The sequence below is a fragment of the Cryobacterium sp. Y62 genome, assembly GCF_002929785.1.
In the GTDB taxonomy this organism is placed as follows: Bacteria; Actinomycetota; Actinomycetes; order Actinomycetales; family Microbacteriaceae; genus Cryobacterium.
The window spans coordinates 42,328-59,766 of the sequence record NZ_PJJK01000120.1 but is presented as its reverse complement, the minus strand read 5'-3'; the positions used below and the strand labels follow the sequence as shown (position 1 = coordinate 59,766).

The 17,439-nt window shown below is 64.5% G+C and carries 21 protein-coding genes and 1 pseudogene; 7 read left to right on the top strand and 15 right to left on the bottom strand.

All coding sequences use genetic code 11. The annotated features are described in order from the left end of the window. Nucleotides 1-12: 12 nt before the first annotated feature. The 7 genes and pseudogenes from CXY71_RS18685 to CXY71_RS18655 form a co-directional block, all read right to left on the bottom strand. Nucleotides 13-564, bottom strand: coding sequence for a MerR family transcriptional regulator (locus CXY71_RS18685; protein ID WP_104139078.1), 552 nt, complete (start codon nucleotides 562-564; stop codon nucleotides 13-15). Between the two features lie 308 nt (nucleotides 565-872). Next, the gene (locus tag CXY71_RS18680; RefSeq protein WP_104139407.1) at nucleotides 873-1,541 is read right to left on the bottom strand and encodes a MerR family transcriptional regulator; all 669 of its coding nucleotides are present in this window, start codon (nucleotides 1,539-1,541) and stop codon (nucleotides 873-875) included. A gap of 53 nt (nucleotides 1,542-1,594) precedes the next feature. Beyond that, a complete protein-coding gene (locus CXY71_RS18675) occupies nucleotides 1,595-2,008 on the bottom strand; it encodes an FHA domain-containing protein (RefSeq protein ID WP_233198489.1) in 414 nt (137 codons plus the stop codon). A gap of 211 nt (nucleotides 2,009-2,219) precedes the next feature. After that, nucleotides 2,220-2,816, bottom strand: a complete 597-nt coding sequence (locus tag CXY71_RS18670; RefSeq protein WP_104139401.1) for a CDP-alcohol phosphatidyltransferase family protein — start codon at nucleotides 2,814-2,816, stop codon at nucleotides 2,220-2,222. 91 nt (nucleotides 2,817-2,907) lie between these two features. Then, nucleotides 2,908-3,414, bottom strand: a pseudogene (locus CXY71_RS18665) (NUDIX domain-containing protein); the annotation flags it as partial. A gap of 79 nt (nucleotides 3,415-3,493) precedes the next feature. Further along, entirely contained in the window at nucleotides 3,494-4,045 is a 552-nt protein-coding gene (locus CXY71_RS18660; RefSeq protein WP_104139070.1) for an adenine phosphoribosyltransferase, read from the bottom strand. Between the two features lie 54 nt (nucleotides 4,046-4,099). Next, entirely contained in the window at nucleotides 4,100-4,654 is a 555-nt protein-coding gene (locus tag CXY71_RS18655) for a MarR family winged helix-turn-helix transcriptional regulator (protein WP_104139067.1), read from the bottom strand. 214 nt (nucleotides 4,655-4,868) lie between these two features. On the opposite strand from CXY71_RS18655, the gene CXY71_RS18650 reads away from it, so the two are divergent. The 7 genes from CXY71_RS18650 to CXY71_RS18620 are packed head-to-tail and all read left to right on the top strand — an operon-like array spanning nucleotide 4,869 to nucleotide 10,467. Further along, on the top strand, nucleotides 4,869-5,915 hold the full coding sequence (locus CXY71_RS18650) for a polyprenyl synthetase family protein (RefSeq protein WP_158253160.1): 1,047 nt from the start codon (nucleotides 4,869-4,871) through the stop codon (nucleotides 5,913-5,915). Beyond that, nucleotides 5,915-6,823 (top strand): squalene/phytoene synthase family protein, encoded by a 909-nt coding sequence (locus CXY71_RS18645; protein ID WP_104139061.1) that lies wholly within the window; start codon nucleotides 5,915-5,917, stop codon nucleotides 6,821-6,823. The genes CXY71_RS18650 and CXY71_RS18645 overlap by 1 nt, the downstream gene beginning before the upstream one ends. Then, complete coding sequence (crtI, locus tag CXY71_RS18640; protein WP_104139058.1) at nucleotides 6,820-8,484, top strand: phytoene desaturase family protein; 1,665 nt, start codon at nucleotides 6,820-6,822, stop codon at nucleotides 8,482-8,484. The genes CXY71_RS18645 and crtI overlap by 4 nt, the downstream gene beginning before the upstream one ends. 43 nt (nucleotides 8,485-8,527) lie before the next feature. Further along, nucleotides 8,528-8,851 (top strand): lycopene cyclase domain-containing protein, encoded by a 324-nt coding sequence (locus tag CXY71_RS18635; protein ID WP_104139055.1) that lies wholly within the window; start codon nucleotides 8,528-8,530, stop codon nucleotides 8,849-8,851. Further along, the gene (locus CXY71_RS18630; RefSeq protein WP_104139052.1) at nucleotides 8,848-9,168 is read left to right on the top strand and encodes a lycopene cyclase domain-containing protein; all 321 of its coding nucleotides are present in this window, start codon (nucleotides 8,848-8,850) and stop codon (nucleotides 9,166-9,168) included. Before CXY71_RS18635 ends, CXY71_RS18630 begins: the two co-directional genes overlap by 4 nt. After that, nucleotides 9,161-10,060 carry a prenyltransferase gene (locus CXY71_RS18625; protein WP_104139049.1) on the top strand — a complete coding sequence of 300 codons (900 nt, stop codon included), beginning with the start codon at nucleotides 9,161-9,163 and terminating at the stop codon, nucleotides 10,058-10,060. The genes CXY71_RS18630 and CXY71_RS18625 overlap by 8 nt, the downstream gene beginning before the upstream one ends. A 29-nt stretch (nucleotides 10,061-10,089) precedes the next feature. Then, on the top strand, nucleotides 10,090-10,467 hold the full coding sequence (locus tag CXY71_RS18620; RefSeq protein WP_104139046.1) for an RNA-binding S4 domain-containing protein: 378 nt from the start codon (nucleotides 10,090-10,092) through the stop codon (nucleotides 10,465-10,467). A 16-nt stretch (nucleotides 10,468-10,483) separates the two neighbouring features. Here the strand turns inward: CXY71_RS18620 and csrA are convergent, their stop codons facing one another. The 8 genes from csrA to CXY71_RS18580 are packed head-to-tail and all read right to left on the bottom strand — an operon-like array spanning nucleotide 10,484 to nucleotide 17,438. After that, the gene (gene csrA / locus CXY71_RS18615) at nucleotides 10,484-10,852 is read right to left on the bottom strand and encodes a carbon storage regulator CsrA (RefSeq protein ID WP_104139038.1); all 369 of its coding nucleotides are present in this window, start codon (nucleotides 10,850-10,852) and stop codon (nucleotides 10,484-10,486) included. 16 nt (nucleotides 10,853-10,868) lie between these two features. Then, nucleotides 10,869-11,816, bottom strand: a complete 948-nt coding sequence (locus CXY71_RS18610; protein WP_146072877.1) for a hypothetical protein — start codon at nucleotides 11,814-11,816, stop codon at nucleotides 10,869-10,871. Then, a complete protein-coding gene (locus CXY71_RS18605) occupies nucleotides 11,791-13,842 on the bottom strand; it encodes a flagellar biosynthesis protein FlhA (RefSeq protein ID WP_104139032.1) in 2,052 nt (683 codons plus the stop codon). Before CXY71_RS18605 ends, CXY71_RS18610 begins: the two co-directional genes overlap by 26 nt. A gap of 1 nt (nucleotide 13,843) precedes the next feature. Further along, nucleotides 13,844-15,025, bottom strand: a complete 1,182-nt coding sequence (locus tag CXY71_RS18600) for a flagellar biosynthesis protein FlhB (protein WP_104139029.1) — start codon at nucleotides 15,023-15,025, stop codon at nucleotides 13,844-13,846. Beyond that, the gene (locus tag CXY71_RS18595) at nucleotides 15,026-15,784 is read right to left on the bottom strand and encodes a flagellar biosynthetic protein FliR (RefSeq protein ID WP_104139026.1); all 759 of its coding nucleotides are present in this window, start codon (nucleotides 15,782-15,784) and stop codon (nucleotides 15,026-15,028) included. Next, nucleotides 15,785-16,060, bottom strand: a complete 276-nt coding sequence (gene fliQ / locus CXY71_RS18590; RefSeq protein ID WP_104139023.1) for a flagellar biosynthesis protein FliQ — start codon at nucleotides 16,058-16,060, stop codon at nucleotides 15,785-15,787. Further along, on the bottom strand, nucleotides 16,057-16,926 hold the full coding sequence (gene fliP / locus CXY71_RS18585; protein ID WP_233198476.1) for a flagellar type III secretion system pore protein FliP: 870 nt from the start codon (nucleotides 16,924-16,926) through the stop codon (nucleotides 16,057-16,059). The genes fliQ and fliP overlap by 4 nt, the downstream gene beginning before the upstream one ends. Next, nucleotides 16,923-17,438: a flagellar biosynthetic protein FliO gene (locus tag CXY71_RS18580; RefSeq protein ID WP_104139020.1), complete on the bottom strand. Its 516-nt coding sequence runs from the start codon at nucleotides 17,436-17,438 to the stop codon at nucleotides 16,923-16,925. Before CXY71_RS18580 ends, fliP begins: the two co-directional genes overlap by 4 nt. Nucleotide 17,439: the final 1 nt, after the last annotated feature.

Here is a 17,439-nt window from a genome sequence, read left to right as displayed (position 1 = left end):
GTGCCTGGGCTGCTAGGAAATTTTGCGGGTGCTGCGACGGGCTGCTAGCTCGTCGGCGGGGTCGACCGGCTGCATGTCGAGTTCGACCAGGCTGGTCTCGACCTCGCGGAGCACCTTGCCGACGGCGATGCCGAAGACGCCCTGACCGCGGCTGACCAGGTCGATGACCTCGTCGTTGGAGGTGCAGAGGTAGACACTCGCGCCATCGCTCATGAGCGTGGTCTCGGCGAGATCGCTGATGCCCGATTCGCGCAGCTGGTTGACGGCGGTGCGAATCTGCTGCAACGAGATGCCGGTATCGAGCAGGCGTTTGACGAGTTTGAGCACGAGGATGTCGCGAAAGCCGTAGAGACGCTGGGAGCCGGATCCGGCCGCCCCACGCACTGTTGGCTCGACCAGGCCGGTGCGGGCCCAATAGTCGAGCTGGCGGTAGCTGATACCGGCAGCACGCGCAGCGATAGCACCGCGGTAGCCGGAGTTCTCATCAAGCTCGGGCATGCCATCGGTGAACAGCAGTCCTAACGAGTAACGCGAGGCGTCAGCATCAGGCTTGAGCTCACTCATATGGGTTGCCTCTCGGGGATTTACCTGGTGCGGTGATTCAGCTGGCGGTGACGCTCTGACTCACTGTGGTGCGGAATTGGTGCAGAAAGAACTAGTGAAAAATTAGTGCTGAAGGTTGGTGCCGTACAGCTGGTGCTGCGACGAGGTCCTGCTGTGGGTCGCTCTAACTACGGTACCGAGGTGGGGTGCCTTGGTGCCTGACATTCGCGCAATAGGTTTGGCGTGTCGGCGACAGACACCGACGAAGGCGCCAAAGCGACGGCGTCGAACCGACTTCACGACGGTTTGTGCCTGTGCCAGTCTAGGACCTACTTGGTCAGTCGGCCCAGAGCTGAGCGAATCAGACTGCCCCGAATCACTTCAAGCTGCCCGGCGATTTCTACCGCCATTTCGGCAGCTTTTGCCCGGCTCGAGGCGTCTTTACGTCGAGCCAGAGGCACCAAGGCACTCTCAATCAGCCCCAGCTCACGCTCAGCGGCCCCACGGAAGCCACGCAGGTGGCGCGGTTCGATGCCACTTCGTTGCAACTCCACGAGAGCACGCAGCACGTTCAGCGCCCCCTCGCCGTAGTAATCAGCGGGCAAAATGATCGACGCCGAGACGGCATCGTGCAGCAGGGTCGCCGAGGACCCCGCCTCACGCAGGAGATCTTCCCGGGCGAGCCGGCGCACGGTGCCGAGCATCGACGGCCCCGGGGCCGTTCCGCCCGGCAGCACCGGCGATAGACCGGCGTCCAGATCGTCCAGATAAGAACGGATGACTTTCAACGGCAGGTAGTGATCGCGCTGCATGGACAAAATCAGCCGTAACCGATCCACGTCGCCCGTGCAGAACTTGCGATAGCCCGATTCGGTGCGCGCCGGGGAAACCAAACCCTGCTCCTCGAGAAAGCGAAGCTTGGACGGGGTGAGATCAGCGAATTCCGGGGTGAGCCGCGCCAGGACCTGGCCGATGCTCAGCAACGGCGCGGAGCTCATGGACTGCGCCTTCGCCGCCGACACGGGCCGAGTCTGAGCGGCGCTTGCCGCCACTATTCGCTCGCCGTGCGGGCGAGGTCAAGGCGCGACGCGTAGAAGGTCAGGCGGAATTTACCGACCTGCACCTCGGCACCGTCGGTGAGGCGAGCCGTTTCAATGCGCTCCCCCTCGTAATAGGTGCCGTTGAGCGAACCGAGGTCTTTGACGGTGAACCCGGTGCCGTTGCGCAGGAATTCGGCGTGGCGGCGGGACACTGTGACATCGTCTAGAAAAATGTCAGCGTTGGGGTGCCGGCCGACACTCGTAAGGTCGGCATCCAGCAGAAAGCGGGCTCCGGCATTCGGGCCACGACGAACCACCATGAGCGCAGAGCCCGACGGCAACGCTGCGATCGACTCCTGCTCCTCTGCGGTCACGTTGGAGTCAATCGACGCGATCTGAACGGCGAACTCCTGGCTGAAATTCATCGTCGTATCGGTGCTGAGCATGTCGTGCACCGTCGTCGTCTCGCCGGACACCGCGTCGATGGGCACCTCGCCGTTGGACGATGCTGGGGTGGACTGCGCCTTGCTGGGCATTGCTTCGCCTGTCGTCGGGTTCTTTGGCTGATCTGGGGGCACGGGATCGTTCTGTTTCTCGCAATTATTGCTACCGGATAAATCGACCATCATGCACCTCCTATCGTTCCAGCGTATCGGAAGATACACCCTCGGAGACCCTCGAAAGTCGAATCACTCGCATCGCTTCAATGGCGTAGATAATGCCGGCCCACCAGTACAGAAAAACGCCCCAGATTCCGAAGGCCCATCCCACCGGCTGCGACCACCATGCCAGCTGCGGAAATGCCTGCCCCAGCATGATCATCGGCAGGGCGTAGAACAGGCAAAAAGTGGCGACCTTGCCCAGTTGGTGTACCGGGAGCGGACCGAAGCCGAAGTTCGCGAGGATGATTCCCAGTGCCAGGAGAAACACATCGCGACCCACCACGACGAGCACGATCCACCACGGCACGAGGTCGCGCCACGCCAGACCGATTAACGCAGCGAAAATATAGAGGCGGTCGGCGGCCGGGTCCAGTAACTGGCCGAGGCGGGTGATCTGGTTCCAGCGGCGGGCCAGGAAGCCGTCCAGCCAGTCCGTGAAACTGGAGATGCTGAGCACGACGAGCGCCCAGGCATCTTCTCCCTGAGCCAGCAATACCAGGAACACGGGTACGAGCAGGAGACGCAAAAAACTGAGCATGTTGGGCAGGGTCAAGACCCGATCGCTCACCATGCCGTTCACTGGGCCTGTCACATACGCAGTCTATCGAGCGCCCGACCGGGACTGCACGGCAAGACACGCTACGTGCCCGACTGTGCGGTCAGCTCAGTCGCGCTCGCAGGGCTGGCCAGCTGGCAGCGAAACCGGGATGCAGCGCAAGCAGGTCAACGGCGTCGGCGGGTACCCAGCGCAGGGCAATGCTCTCCAGATCGCTGATCACCGGCTCAAACACCTCGGTGGCTTCGACGACGACGGTCGTATACGACCAAAAGCCCAGGTCCAAGCGCGAGGTGAATTTTAGAATGACGAGGTCGGCCGGAACGCCCGCTTCTTCCCGCGCTTCGCGCAGCGCCGCGTCGAGCGCGGTTTCGTTCTCGTGACGGGCGCCACCGGGTAGTCCCCAGGTATCACCAAAATGGCTCCACACCGCGCGATGCTGAAGTAACACCCCACGGTCGGGATGATGCACGAGCAAACCGGCCGCCCCGAATCGGCCCCAATACTTACGGCCGTCCGGACTGTAGACCCAGGCGTCGCCGCTGTCCCGATTCACGGGAAGCCGAGGCACACCGGCTGCAGCCGGACCAGACACGTCAGAACCGTCAGTCATGCTCTAAGCATGCCCGTCTGCGACCCCAAAACGAATTCAGGCGGCCGACGAATTTACGCTGTCGGTGGATTCTCGGGCCCTAGACCGACATGATGGCGTGCATCGGAGCCGTGCCCAGACGTTCGCGACCGTGCAAATCGGTCAGTTCGAGCACGACGCCGACACCGGAGACGGTGTAGCCGGCCCGTTCGATCAGTCGGCTCGTCGCGGCGATGGTGCCTCCCGTGGCCAACACGTCGTCGAGGATCAAGACGCGGGTACCGGCGGGCAACTGGCCGACCTCGAGTTCCAGGCGTGCAGAGCCGTACTCGAGGTCATATTCCTCGGTCAGCACGGTACCGGGCAGTTTGCCGCCCTTACGCACGGCCAAAACGGATGTGCGCGCTGCGTACCCGACAGCGGCCGCCAGGAGAAAACCGCGCGCCTCAATGCCGGCCACGGCATCGAACTGGCCGCGATGCTGATCGGCGAGGTCATCGACGATCGCGCGGAAGGCGCGGGCATCAGCGAAAACCGGGTTCAGATCGCGGAACACGATGCCAGGCTGGGGAAAATCGGGATACGAAGCCAGCAGCGCCTCGACGTAGCTGGCGGCGGGGGACGGCGAAGTGGGCGCAGAAAAGTGAGTCACTGATTCATCTTAAGCGGCGCTGCCCGCAGCCGTACGCAGACATCGCGGCCTGGGTCAGGGTTTCGAGCGCTCCGGGGCCAGTTCTTCGGCAGATACCTTCGGAGCGCGCGGCACCGCCGCTATCGCGCTCATCGAATCCAGAAAGTGTACGACGGCGATCTGCTGGTCGCCGGTGAGCTCCAGGGCGACCCGCATCATCTGCTCGTGGGTGACAGCGAGCGAGTCGCGCATCTCCTGGTGCGACGACTGCGTGGCGAACAGCCGCTGCGCGCGCGCGTCTGCCGGGTTCACCTCGCGGCGAATATGACCGGATGCCGACAATCTTGCGAGAAGTTTTGCCGTTGCCGCCGAGGAGATGTTCAGGAATTCGCTGAGATCCTTTGGACTGGCGACCCGGTCCTGCCGTTCGCAGGCGATGAGATGACGCAGCGCCATCAGATCGGTTTCGTTGACGTTCATCTCGGCCTGCGCACGATGACGCATGGCGGCATCGGCTACCCGAAACCGACGCACGGCCCGCAGAACCTCGGTCGCGGAAGGTACACCCTGATTCTCGAGGTCATACCAGTACGCCCCATGTTGTGGGAGGCTACTCTCATCTTGGGCCATGTGACCATGCTAACGTCAGTTGTCGCTAACTTGGTTAGTTATTCGTGCAAGGATCGGGTTGACGCAAGAAGGAGGGCACACGTGCACACCGCCACTACTTTGAATAAAAACGAAATTCTGCTTACTGATGCGCACAAGTACGGCGGCACGGCAAACCAGCCCAACCGGTCAGTGTCACCACTGCCGGTCCAGGTACGACGTGTGGACAATGTTCATGCTTGACACGGTTCCGGCCGGAGTGGAAATTGAGCTGGCTCGATTCTTCGCCGCCGCTCGCCTGCGAGCGAGTGACTACGGCGAGCACTACGTCGCCCTCTGGGATTCCCTGGCACAGGCCAGCAGCGGCGGCAAGCGGGTGCGTCCGGCTCTGGTTCTGGCGGCGTATGCCGGTTTCGGCGGGCGCGATCAAGGTCTCGTTGCTCCGGTAGCGGTCAGCTTCGAGCTGCTGCACACGGCCTTCCTCATTCATGACGACGTCATCGACCGCGACCTAGCCCGCCGCGGGGTGGCCAACATTGCGGGTCGTTTCAATGACCGCGCGCTCGCCCACGGCGCGGCGGCCGATCAGGCCGGGGTCTGGGCTACGGCGGCGGCAATTCTCGCCGGCGACCTCGCCCTGAGCGAGGCCCACCGCGCACTGGCGAAGCTGCCGGTCGATGTCCCCACCCGGCTGCGTCTGCTCGACCTGCTCGACCGGGCGGTTTTCGTCTCGGCCGCCGGGGAGCTGGCCGATGTCACCAACAGCTCGGCTCGGCATCCGCTCACCGTGACCGAGGTCATCACCACCCTGGAGAATAAGACCGCCGTGTATTCCTTCGAAGCCCCGTTGCAGGCCGGAGCGGTACTGGCCGGGGCCGGGGACGACGCGATTCGCATTCTCGGCCGCTACGGACGCCTCGTTGGAGTAGCCTTCCAACTCACCGACGATCTGCTCGGCGTCTTCGGCGACCCGCTGAAAACCGGCAAGAGCGTGACGGCCGACCTGCGCGAGGGCAAGCAGACGGCTCTGATCGCCCACGCCGGCAGCACCGCCAGCTGGTCGCTGATCGCACCCTATCTCGGTAAGATCGACCTGAACGACGACGAAGCCGAGCGCGCCAGGGAACATCTGCGCGCCTGCGGAGCGAAAGAAGCGGCCGAAGGCCTGGCCTACGACCACTCCCGACTGGCCGTCGAGGCCCTCGACCCCGCGATCGTTCCGGCCGAGCTGCGCGCCAGCCTGATTGAACTTGCCGAGGCCGCCGTGAATCGGGCACGCTGATGAGCCCGTTGCGGGCGTCGGTTCGAACCGGCAGTACGACCACCAACCTGAATAAGTACGCCGAGACGGCCCGGGCGAGTTCGACGACGGTCATCGGGCACTATTCCACCTCGTTCGGACTGGCCGCCCGACTGCTTGACACCCGGGTGCGCACGCCGGTGCGCACCATCTACGCCCTCGTGCGCATCGCCGACGAGATCGTAGACGGAGCCGCCGCCGAAGCGGGAGTCTCCACCGAGGAACAGCGGCAGCTGCTCGACGAGCTCGAACTCGAGACCGAGCGGGCGATCGTGCGCGGCTACAGCACGAACCTGGTCGTGCACGCCTTTGCCGCGACGGCCCGCCAATCGGGCATCGACTCCAGCCTGATTGCCCCCTTCTTTGCGTCGATGCGCCGGGATCTCGACCCGGCACCGTTCACCGCCGAGGGTGTCGCAAACTACATCTACGGCTCGGCCGAGGTGATCGGACTCATGTGCCTGCGCTGTTTTCTGCAGCATTCACCACGCACTGCAGCCGAAGTCGGCGTGCTCGAAGACGGTGCGCGCCATCTCGGCGCGGCCTTTCAGAAGATCAACTTTCTGCGCGACCTGTCCTGCGATCGGGAGTTGCTCGGCCGCAACTACTTTCCGGGAATCGACCCGCTGAACCTCAGTGACCAACAGAAGAATGCGATCCTCGACGACATCGATGTCGACCTTTTGATCGCCAGCGCCGTGCTGCCCTTGCTGCCCGCCGGTTGCCGGCGCGCCGTGGCCGCAGCTCAGGGCCTATTCACCCGATTGTCGAATCGGCTCCGGTCGACACCGGCCGATCAATTACTGCGTGCCCGCGTTCGGGTGCCGGATGGGGAGAAATTCATGATTGCTCTGACCGCCAGCCTCGGACCCGGCGCGTGGAAGCGATGACCGGCGCAGCCCGCACGAGAACCGGGCGAACCCGCACGATCGTGATCGGCGGTGGTATCGCCGGCCTCGCGAGCGCAGCGCTGCTCGCTCGCGAGGGCCATGAGGTGACGCTGCTCGAGGCCCGTGCTGAGCTCGGCGGGCGGGCTGGCGTGTGGAGCACCGACGGTTTTCGCTTCGACACCGGGCCGTCGTGGTACCTCATGCCCGAGGTGTTCGAGCATTTCTATCGCCTGTTCGGCACCACGGCGGCCGAGCAACTCGACCTTGTCAAACTGAACCCCGGCTATCGGGTGCATTTTGAAGGGGACCCGACGCCGGTGGATATTCTCGCTGGCCGCGCCGCCAACATGCGCTTATTTGAAAAGCTGCAACCGGGAGCCGGGGCGGCGCTCGGCCGCTATCTTGACTCGGCCACCGAGACCTACGACCTGGCCGTGCAGCGCTTTCTGTACTCCAGCTTCGAATCGTTTCGCCCGTTTCTGGTACCCGACGTACTGCGGCGGCTCGGACGGCTGGCCCGCCTGCTGCTGCAACCGCTGAATAAGTTTGTCGCCGGCTATGTCAGCGACCCCCGACTGCGACAGATTCTCGGTTATCCTGCAGTCTTTCTCGGATCGGCGCCGAACCTGACACCGTCGATGTACCACCTCATGAGCCATCTCGACCTGGCCGACGGCGTGCTCTACCCACAGGGCGGTTTCGAAACCCTGATCGACAGTATTTCCGCGCTCGCCCGCGTCGAGGGCGTGCAGATCGTCACCGGCGCGCGCGTCACCGCGATTCGAGTCAGCGATCACAAGGCCATCGCCGGGGTGAGCTACCTGGACGCCGGGGACCAGATGCAGTACCTGCCCGCCGACACTGTCGTGTCGTCGGCTGACCTGCACCACACGGAGACCGAGCTGGTACCGGCCGAACTGCAAACCTATCCCCAGCGCTGGTGGGACAAGCGGGTGTCGGGCCCCGGGGCCGTGCTGGTCATGCTCGGCGTAACCGATGAACTCCCCCAGCTGCAGCACCACTCACTGTTCTTCACCACGGACTGGGGCAAGAACTTCGGGCAAATTTTCGGCAAGCGCCCCTCGGTGCCGTCACCGGCCTCACTCTACGTCTGCATGCCGAGCGCCACCGACAATTCGGTGGCCCCGGCCGGAAGCAGCAACCTGTTCGTGCTGGTGCCGGTACCGCCCGATGTGACCCTCGGCCACGGCGGCATCAACGGCGCCGGCTCGCAGACGATCGAGCTGATCGCCGATGCCGCCATCGAGCAGATCTCGCGCTGGGCCGGAATCCCCGACCTGGCCGACCGGGTCGTTGTACGCCGCACCGTCGGCCCGGCCGACTTCGCCACTGACCTGAACAGTTGGAAGGGCGGCGCCCTCGGCCCCGCGCACACCCTGCGACAGAGCGCCTTTCTGCGCGGGTCGAACATGTCCAAGAAGATCTCGGGGCTGTACTACGCCGGCGGCACAACCATTCCCGGAATTGGATTGCCAATGTGCCTGATCAGTGCCGAAATTCTGCTCAAGCGGATGCGTCACGACACGACCACGGGACCACTCGCCGAACCGCTGCCCGCACGTCCAGTGCGCCCCGCCGGGGTTTTTGGACCGGCCGGCGCTTCCGGCGACCCGGTGCAGTCCGAGCCGCAGCAGTCATGACGGCACAATGCGGTCATGACGGGAAAATAGTGATGGTCGTTTCGTGACCCTGCTGTACCTGCTCACCCTGCTGGTCTCGCTCGGCGGAATGGTCGTACTGGACTGGCGGTTTCGGCTGTTCTTCTGGCACTCACCCGTTCGAGCCGCGCTCGTGCTCGGCATCGGCGTACTGTTCTTTCTGACCTGGGACCTGTTCGGCATCGGCCTGGGTATCTTCTACCGCGGAGAAACCACCCTGATGACCGGGCTGCAGCTGGCACCGGAACTACCGCTCGAGGAGCTCGTCTTTCTCACCTTTCTCTGCTATCTGACCATGAATCTGGTGCGGGGGGCTCAGCTCGTTCTGCAGCGGCGAACCCGCGCGTGACCTATCTCATCCTGAACACGATCTTTCTGGCAGCGGCCGCCGCGATTGCTGTGCTGGCGCTGGCGCGCCGGTTGATTTGCGGCCGATTCGTGCTGTCCGTGACGTTGGCCCTCGTGTTGACCCTGCTACTCACGGCCGTTTTCGATAACCTGATGATCGGGGCTGGACTCTTCAGCTACGACCCGGCGCACATTTCGGGTCTGTTCGTTGGTCTCGCTCCGATCGAAGATTTTGCCTACCCACTCGCCGCCGCGATTTTGCTGCCTGCACTGTGGGTTCTCCTGGGCCGTACCAAGATAGGACGAACGGATGACTGAGCAGCTCGGCACGGTGTCATGGAAGACCCGTCAGGTGGTGCTGTCGTCGCGCCCGCTCAGCTGGATCAATACCGCTTTTCCGTTTGCCGCGGCCTATATCGTGACCACCGGGCGCATCGACGCACTGCTGATCGTGGGTACCCTGTTCTTTCTCGTTCCGTACAACTTGCTGATGTACGGCATCAACGATGTTTTCGACTACGAGTCCGATCTGCGCAATCCTCGGAAGGGCGGCGCGGAGGGGGCCCTGCTGCACCCAGCTCTGCATCACCTGGTTATTGGCGCCGGCGTAGTGAGCGTGGGGATTGTGGGGGCGGCGATGGTGCTGCTGGCGCGCGCGGAGCATCCGTTGTCCTGGGTGGTCCTCGCCGGGAGCCTGTTCGCCGTCGTCGCCTACTCGGTGCGCGGACTGCGGTTCAAGGAACGCCCCGTTCTGGATTCGATCACCTCGAGCACGCACTTCGTCAGCCCGGCCGTCTACGGCCTCGTCGTGGCCGGCGCCACGATCACTCCTGGATTGCTGGCCCTGCTTGCGGCGTTTTTTCTGTGGGGTTTGGCCAGCCATGCCTTCGGCGCAGTGCAGGACGTCGAACCCGATCGCCACGCCGGAATCGCGTCGATCGCGACGGCACTCGGTGCCTGGCCGACGGTGCGCCTCGCGATCACCTTCTGGGCTCTGGCCGGCCTGCTTTTGCTGTTCACACCCTGGCCCGGGCCGCTGGCCGTTGTGCTCGTCGTGCCGTATATTCTCGCTGCTCGGCCGTTTTGGACGGTCAGTGATGCCAAGTCGGGCCGCGCCAACCGAGGCTGGAAGCGTTTTCTCCGGCTCAATTTTCTGAGCGGATTTCTCGTGACCATGCTGCTGATCTATTCCATCAGGCTGGCCGCGTGACGCAGGCCGAAGCCAGGTAGAGTCTTGTGATGGAGCTTACTTCTGCCCGAGTCGACAGCTGGAGCTGGGGCGTTCGCCTGTTCAAGACGCGTTCCATGGCCACGACTGCTTGCCGCGCGGGACACGTCAAGGTCAACGGTGACAAGGCCAAGGCCGCGCAGGCGCTGCATGTCGGCGATAAGGTGCGCGTGCGCACGGCCGGGTTCGACCGGGTGCTGATCGTGTCGCGCCTCGTGGTCAAGCGGGTCGGGGCAGTGGTCGCCGCCGAGTGCTACGTCGACCACACTCCCCCGCCACCGCCGCGCGAGGAGGTCGCTCTGGTGCCGATGCGCGATCGCGGTGCGGGGCGACCGACCAAGCGCGAACGCCGGGAAATCGACGAGCTGCGCGGGCACATCACCGAGTGACCCGCAGAGCCTACGGCTACGACTGCGCGGGCGGCTGCGGAACCGGTGGCTGGGCTGCCACGGGTGTGGCGGCGGCTGCGGGAACGGCCTGGGGTTGCGGCGGCTTGGGTCGCGCCTCAGCCTGGGACTGATGTGACTGCGCCGATTGCAGGGCAGCGAGCATGCCGAGCGAGCGTTTGATGCGGTCCTCGGCGTTCGCGTCGACGTGGCTCGCCGCCATGTTGGCTTCGATGACTGCACGCAGCACCTCGTCGCGTTGAATCTTCACCCCGCGCGGGGCGTCGATTCCGATGCGCACGCTGTCTCCGCGCGCGTCAAGCACGGTGACGACGATGTCGTCACCGATGAGGATTTTCTCCCCGGGTTTGCGTGTCAGGACCAGCATTGTTCAAGCCTATCCTTTAGGCCTGCCCCGGACGTGCCGCCCGTCGTCCACTCGGCGGCGCGGTTACGCGGCCGTCCATCCATTCCACGGGAAGCCCGAACGATTCAACGGAGGTCGGTGTGGTCGTGAAGTGTCGGCCGATGGCCGCGACGGCGTCGATCGGAACGACCGCGTTGACCATGTTCACCCAGCGCGTGCTGTCCTCGCTCTTGCGTCCGGCGTCCACAACGACCCAGATCTGGTCGGCGCCGATCGCCTCGAGGTCGGCTGCACGGGCCTCCGCGTCGGAGGCCGGGTCGATGCCGAAAGCGATGAAGGCGCTGCAGCCCGTTTCGACCCCGCGGGCACGGGCCGCGCGAGCGCTGCGCCGGTCATCCACTCGATCGGGACCGACGACGGTACCGCTGGCCAACACATCACCACCCCCGGCGAGCCGTTGCATCAGGCGCGCAATGGTGAACGGGTCCTCACCAAGCCCAAGAATCAGTACGAGATCGCCCGGTCGAGTGAGCGGCGCGGGAACCGGGAGGATGCTGACCAGGCTGGGACCGGGCGCTGACGGGGGCCCGCCGCCCGCGTACTCGGCGCTGGCCGGCATCGCTGACGGACGCGTCGTCGCAAAGGTCAGCTCGTCCATGAGGGCCGCGAAGCCGTCCGAAGCCGTTGACAGCTGCGGGCCGGTGCGGGCGATTTCGTATTCGGCATCGTCGGCGTCGTCGAGCAGCGCGGCGATTCCGAGGCGCTTGTTCAGATCGAGCCCGGAATGGGCCGAGCGTCGTTGCGATTCCGGCGCGGGCACCTCGACGGTGACCTCATAGTGTTGGCGCGCGAAGAAGCCGCGAATGCCACCGACGGTGACCCGTTCGGCCGCGATGATGACCGCGTGCCGACCGTGCACGAGCAGGACCCGCTCCTGCACCTCGCGCATGGTCGCTCCCTCAAGCAGAAATCGAGTCGGTTCCACGAACCACACCTACCGTCTCAATGGTGACGTTCGCGGAGGTGACTTCCTGGTAAGATAGCACCGGAAGTCCGCCGGTCTGGGTGGAGACCAGCCGGCGGATGGCTGGGCGCAGTGCTGGAGCGCAGACCAGCACGGCCGACACTCCGCTCGCTTCGACCGTGGCCACCGAGGCTCGCACCGAGGAGAGCACAGTTTCGATGCGGGCCGGGTCCATGAGTATCTGGGTTCCCTGATCGGAGGGGCGCATTCCCTCGAGCATGCTTTGCTCCAGAGTCGGCTCGATCATGATCACGCGCAGCACGGCGCCGTCGAGGTATTGCGCGGTCAGCGCCGGTCCGAGGGCCATGCGGGCGGCCTCGATCAGGCCTTCCGGGTCGTTCGAGGTTTTTGCGCGCAGGGACAGGGCCTCGTAGATGCGGGGCAGGTCGTTGATGGGGATCTGCTCGATCAGCAGTCCCTGGAGTACCCGCTGCACCTCGGCGAGGGACAGCAGGCCGGGAATCAGATCGTCGACCGATGAAGGGTTGACCTGCTTGACGCCGTCGGTGAGCACCCGTACGTCTTCGCGGGTGAGCAGCCGGGCCGCATTGATCGTGATGATCGAGGACAGGTGGGTCACCACGACGGACACCCGGTCGATCACGGTGGCGCCGGTCATCTCGGCGCTGTGCCGCATCTCGCTCGGCACCCATTTGCCGGACAGTCCGAAGACGGGCTCCACGGTTTCGACGCCGGGCAGGGTGTCGAGAAAGTCACCGAGCGCGAGCACTTTGCCGGCCGGGGCAATTCCACGGCCGTATTCGACGCCGGCGATGCGAATGACATAGGTTGACGAGGGCAGGTCGACGCTGTCCCTGGTGCGCACCGGCGGCACGACAACGCCGAGGTCCATGGCGATTTTGCGCCGCAGGCCGCGCACCCGGGCGAGCAGGTCGTCCGAGGCTCCCGAGACGATATCGACGAGGTCAGGGGCGAGCATAATCTCCAGCGCATGCACCCGCATTTGCTCGATTAAGTCCTCGGTCGTGTCGGTCTTGGCCACGCTCTTCTCTGCCGCTTCACTCGCGGCCGCAGTGGCGACGGTACTCGCCTCACGCACCTTCAGTCGCTGCGCCACCACGATGAGGGTTCCACCGACGATCAGAAACGGCAGCACCGGCATGCCGGGAATGATCGCCATCAGAATGGCAGCGCCGCCGGCGATGACCAGGGCCACGCGCGACTGTGTCAGCTGAGCGGATGCCGTCGACCCGATGTCGGTCTCTGCATTGGACCGGGTGACGATCATGCCGGTGGAGACGGCCATCAGGAGTGCGGGAATCTGGGTGACCAGGCCGTCACCGATGGTGAGCAGCGCATAGGTGTTGAGGGCGTCGCCGATTTCCATGCCGCGCTGCAGCATGCCGATAGCGATGCCACCGACCAGGTTGATGATGATGATGATGATGCCGGCGATGGCGTCACCCTTGACGAACTTCGATGCGCCATCCATGGCGCCGTAGAAGTCGGCTTCGGCGGAGACCTCGGCGCGGCGGGCCTTGGCCTCGGCATCGGTGATCAGGCCGGCGCTCAGGTCGGCGTCGATCGCCATCTGCTTGCCCGGCATGGCATCGAGGGTGAATCGGGCACCGACCTCGGCGACGCGCTCAGCACCCTTGGTGACCACGACGAACTGAATGACCACGAGGATGAGAAAGATGACCGAGCCGATGATGATCGAGCCGCCGACGGCGACGTGACCGAAGGCCTCGATAACCTGCCCGGCGTACGCGTCGCCGAGCACCAGACGGGTGGATGCGACGTTGAGACCGAGTCGAAACAGGGTCGCCACGAGCAGCAGCGACGGGAAGACCGAGAATTCCAGGGGCTTCTTGACGAACATGGTCGTGAGCAGGGTGACCAGGCCGAGCATGATGTTGACGATGATCAGAATGTCGAGCAGAATCGCCGGGATGGGGACGACCAACAGCAAAATGATGCCGACCACGCCGACTGGAACGGCGAGTTTTGCGAGGTTCTTATTCACGTCAACGGCCTCCGGCTGTCTGAGTCTGGTTGGTCTGAGTCTGGTTGGTCTGAGTCTGGTTGGTCTGAGTCTGGCTTGAGGGCATCGGGCGGGCGCCGCCGAACGGCGAGGACATGGTGTGTACGCCGGCCCCGGTACTGCCGCGGGCTTTCAGGGCCATCACGAAGGCAAGCACTCGGGCCACAGCGTTGTACATATCGGCGGGAATCTCCTCGCCGATCTCGCAGGCCGCGTGCAGGGCCCTGGCCAGGGGGATGTCCTGCACGATCGGCACCCGGTCGGTGTCGGCCTGCTCACGGATGCGGGCGGCCACGTGGCCGAGTCCCTTGGCGACAACCCGCGGCGCTGACCGGCCCGGTTCGTACTTGAGCGCGACGGCAACGTGAGTCGGGTTGACCAACACGACATCAGCATCCGCTACCGCAGAAATCATACGGTTGCGGCTCATCATGATCTGACGAGACCGACGCTGGGATTTGATCAGCGGGTCGCCCTCGGCGGCCTTGCTCTCATCCTTGACCTCTTTCACGGACATACGGGTTTTCTTGCGGTTGCGCCGCATGACCACGAAGACGTCGGCGGCGGCAAGCACGAGACCGGCAACGACGGCGGCCTGCAGGAGTGCTGCCGCGCCGTCCGACGCTGCTTTCATAAGATCCGACACGGGGAGTCCGCCCGCAGTCATCAGCACCGGCATAAGGCCCTGAATGACCATGTACAGCACGAAGCCGACGACGGCGGTCTTGGCCAGAACCTTGACGCCTTCCCACAGTGCCTGGCCGCCGAATACCCGCTTCATGCCGGTGATGACGTTGAACTGCTCGTATTTTCCCGTGAACTTCTTAAAGTGGATGCCGCCCTGCAGCGCTGCTCCGCCGAGCACGACCACCAGGACCACGACGAAGAACGGGGTCAGCACCTCGGCCATCGAGACCAGCCCGCTGCCGAGCGCCTGCACGGCCACGTCGGTGTTCGGGGTGGCCGCGAGGGTGCCGATCATGAACATCTGGTCGGTGCCCGCTGCCGCGCCCCGCTCGATCGTGGTGGGTAGCATGAGGGCGGCCGCGCCGACGCCAAGCCAAGCCGTGATGTCCTGAGATTTGGAGAGCTGCCCCTTTTCGCGCACCTCCTTCATGCGCTTGGGGGTGGCTAGTTCGGTCTTTTCGCCGGAGTCCTCAGCCATTTATTGCACCCCCATGAGTGCATCGAGCGCCTCGCCGGTGAGCGAGGACACGATCTGCGGGAGGGCAACGAACACGGTCGCCGCGAGGGTCAGGGTGATGAGAATCTTGAGCGGAAAGCCGAGGGCGAAGGCGTTGAGCGCCGGGGCGACGCGCGTGAGCAAGCCGAGGCCGGCATCCGCTAGAAAAAGCACCACGAGCAGCGGGCCGGCGATCTGCACGGACGCGAGGAACATTTGGGTGACGGCCGCGACGAGCGCCTGCGCAGGGTCGGCGAAGTCGATGCCGCCGCCGAGCGGAATGGCGGTGAAGCTGCGGGCGAGGCCGCCGATGATGAGTTGGTAGGCGCCGGAGGCGAACATGAGGGCGAGGGCGGTCATCTGAAACAGTCGGGTGAACTGGGCGCCGTTGACCATGGCCTGAGGGTCGAAGCCCTGGGCCATCTGGAATCCGCTGAACATGTCAATGAGGCCACCGGCGGACTGCACGGCGGCGAAGACGAGGTAGACCAGAAAGCCGAGCAACGCGCCAACCACGATTTCGAGCACGAGGGCGCCCATGAAGCCCGCCGTGTTCTGCGACACGTAGCCATCGGCGACGCGCGAGGACATGGCCAGGGCGAACGCGACCGCGAGCATCCCTTTAATGCGCAACGGAATCGCGTTGTAGGAGAACGGCGGCGCAATGACGATGAACGCCACCATGCGCACACCGGACAGCATGACCGCTTCGATCCAGGCGTAGTTGAGAACGAATTCCACTCAGCCACCCCCGAGGAGGGAGGGGATCTTCTCAAACATCTGGTTGGTGAAGGCTATGGACTCTGCAATCATCCAGTGCCCGCAGATCAGCAGCGCGAAGGAGACCGCGATGGCCTTGGGCACGAAGGAGAGGGTGACTTCCTGGATCTGGGTGATCGACTGCAGCAGCGAGATGGCGAAGCCGACGACCAGCGCGGTGATGAGCATCGGCGCCGATAGCTTGGCGGCGAGAATGAGGGCCTGCAGGCCGATGTCGAGAACCGCATTGGTATTCATGTGACCATCTGATAACTGCCGATGAGCGAGGTGATGATGAGCCCCCAACCGTCGACGAGAATGAACAGCAAAATTTTGAAAGGCAGCGAGATCATGACCGGTGGGAGCATCATCATGCCCATAGACATGAGAGCGGCCGAGACCACGATGTCGATGACCAGGAACGGGATGAAGATGACGAAGCCGATGATGAAGGCAGCGCGCAGCTCGGAGATCATGAACGCCGGGATGAGCGTCAACAGGGTCACGTCATCGGGGTTGTCCGGGTTCGGCTGGTCGGCCGCCCTGGTCATTAGCGCGAGGTCTTCACCGCGGGTGTTGGCCAACATGAATTGCCGCAGCGGCTCGGAGCCGAGGTTGAGGGCATCGGTGAAGGTCATGGTGCCGTCGAGGTAGGGCTGCAGGGCGACGCTGTTGATGTCGGTGAGCACCGGCGACATGATGAACAGCGACAGGAACAGAGCCAGTCCAGCGAGCACCTGGTTCGGCGGGATCGACGGCAGGGCCAGGGCGTTGCGGGTCATCGCGAGTACGACGAAGATCTTGGTGAAACTCGTCATCATGAGCAGTAACGCCGGGGCGACCGAGAGCAACGTAATTCCGAGCAGGGTGACGATGGCCGAGGACGGCGCGCCGTTGGGGCCGTTGATGTCGACGCTCAGGCCGCCGCCGCCGTTGTCGTCGGGGTTGGTCGGGTCGGTCGGGTCGGTCGGTGCGGTCGGTGCGGTCGGGTCGACCGTCACGGCGTGGGACGGGTGAGCGCCGAGCCAGAGGAAGACGGCCGTGATCACGATGGCGAAGAGAATCAGGATGCCGACGCGCGCGACGTTGCCGCGGTTGGTCGACCGCGAGAGTACGGCGCTCACCGGCCGTTCCGAAGGGCGGCGGCAGTCTGGGTCCAGGTGGCCGGGGACAGGATCGAGCCGGCCAGGCGTGAGGGAGGTGTGGTTTTCGGTGCCGGTGTTCCCGTGCGACGCGGGCGGAATGCGAGGGTCGAGGTGTCATCCGACGCGGCCGAATCGAGGGATCGGGCGAAAATGGTGGCGGAGGATTCGGCTGGTGACTGAGCTGGGACGGTAGTGGTCTCGGTGAGCGTGGCGGCGGCATCCGCTTCACTGACATCGTCGATGGAGGCGGGGCTGCCGTGCAGCACGCTGACGGCGTGCTCGGTGACGCCAAGAATGAGACGTTGGCCGTCAACGTCGACGACAACTACGGATGCCTTCTGGCCGACGTTGGCGCGGCCGACGACGGTGACGAGGTTTGCGGAGAGCTTGGCTCGACCGCCCTGGACCAGGCGACGCTGCAGGTACCAGAGCAGCCCGAACACCACGCCGAGCGAGAGGACGACCCGCAGGGCGACGATGAGGGTGTCCATG

Coding starts and splice junctions, on each gene's coding strand:
- CXY71_RS18580 (WP_104139020.1), bottom strand. CDS start 17,438: ATGGACACCCTCATCGTCGCCCTGCGGGTCGTCCTCTCGCTCGGCGTG.
- CXY71_RS18645 (WP_104139061.1), top strand. CDS start 5,915: ATGAGCCCGTTGCGGGCGTCGGTTCGAACCGGCAGTACGACCACCAAC.
- CXY71_RS18675 (WP_233198489.1), bottom strand. CDS start 2,008: ATGAATTTCAGCCAGGAGTTCGCCGTTCAGATCGCGTCGATTGACTCC.
- csrA (WP_104139038.1), bottom strand. CDS start 10,852: ATGCTGGTCCTGACACGCAAACCCGGGGAGAAAATCCTCATCGGTGAC.
- CXY71_RS18685 (WP_104139078.1), bottom strand. CDS start 564: ATGAGTGAGCTCAAGCCTGATGCTGACGCCTCGCGTTACTCGTTAGGA.
- CXY71_RS18655 (WP_104139067.1), bottom strand. CDS start 4,654: ATGGCCCAAGATGAGAGTAGCCTCCCACAACATGGGGCGTACTGGTAT.
- CXY71_RS18650 (WP_158253160.1), top strand. CDS start 4,869: ATGCTTGACACGGTTCCGGCCGGAGTGGAAATTGAGCTGGCTCGATTC.
- fliQ (WP_104139023.1), bottom strand. CDS start 16,060: ATGAATACCAATGCGGTTCTCGACATCGGCCTGCAGGCCCTCATTCTC.
- CXY71_RS18670 (WP_104139401.1), bottom strand. CDS start 2,816: ATGGTGAGCGATCGGGTCTTGACCCTGCCCAACATGCTCAGTTTTTTG.
- CXY71_RS18600 (WP_104139029.1), bottom strand. CDS start 15,025: ATGGCTGAGGACTCCGGCGAAAAGACCGAACTAGCCACCCCCAAGCGC.
- CXY71_RS18680 (WP_104139407.1), bottom strand. CDS start 1,541: ATGAGCTCCGCGCCGTTGCTGAGCATCGGCCAGGTCCTGGCGCGGCTC.
- CXY71_RS18625 (WP_104139049.1), top strand. CDS start 9,161: ATGACTGAGCAGCTCGGCACGGTGTCATGGAAGACCCGTCAGGTGGTG.
- CXY71_RS18620 (WP_104139046.1), top strand. CDS start 10,090: ATGGAGCTTACTTCTGCCCGAGTCGACAGCTGGAGCTGGGGCGTTCGC.
- crtI (WP_104139058.1), top strand. CDS start 6,820: ATGACCGGCGCAGCCCGCACGAGAACCGGGCGAACCCGCACGATCGTG.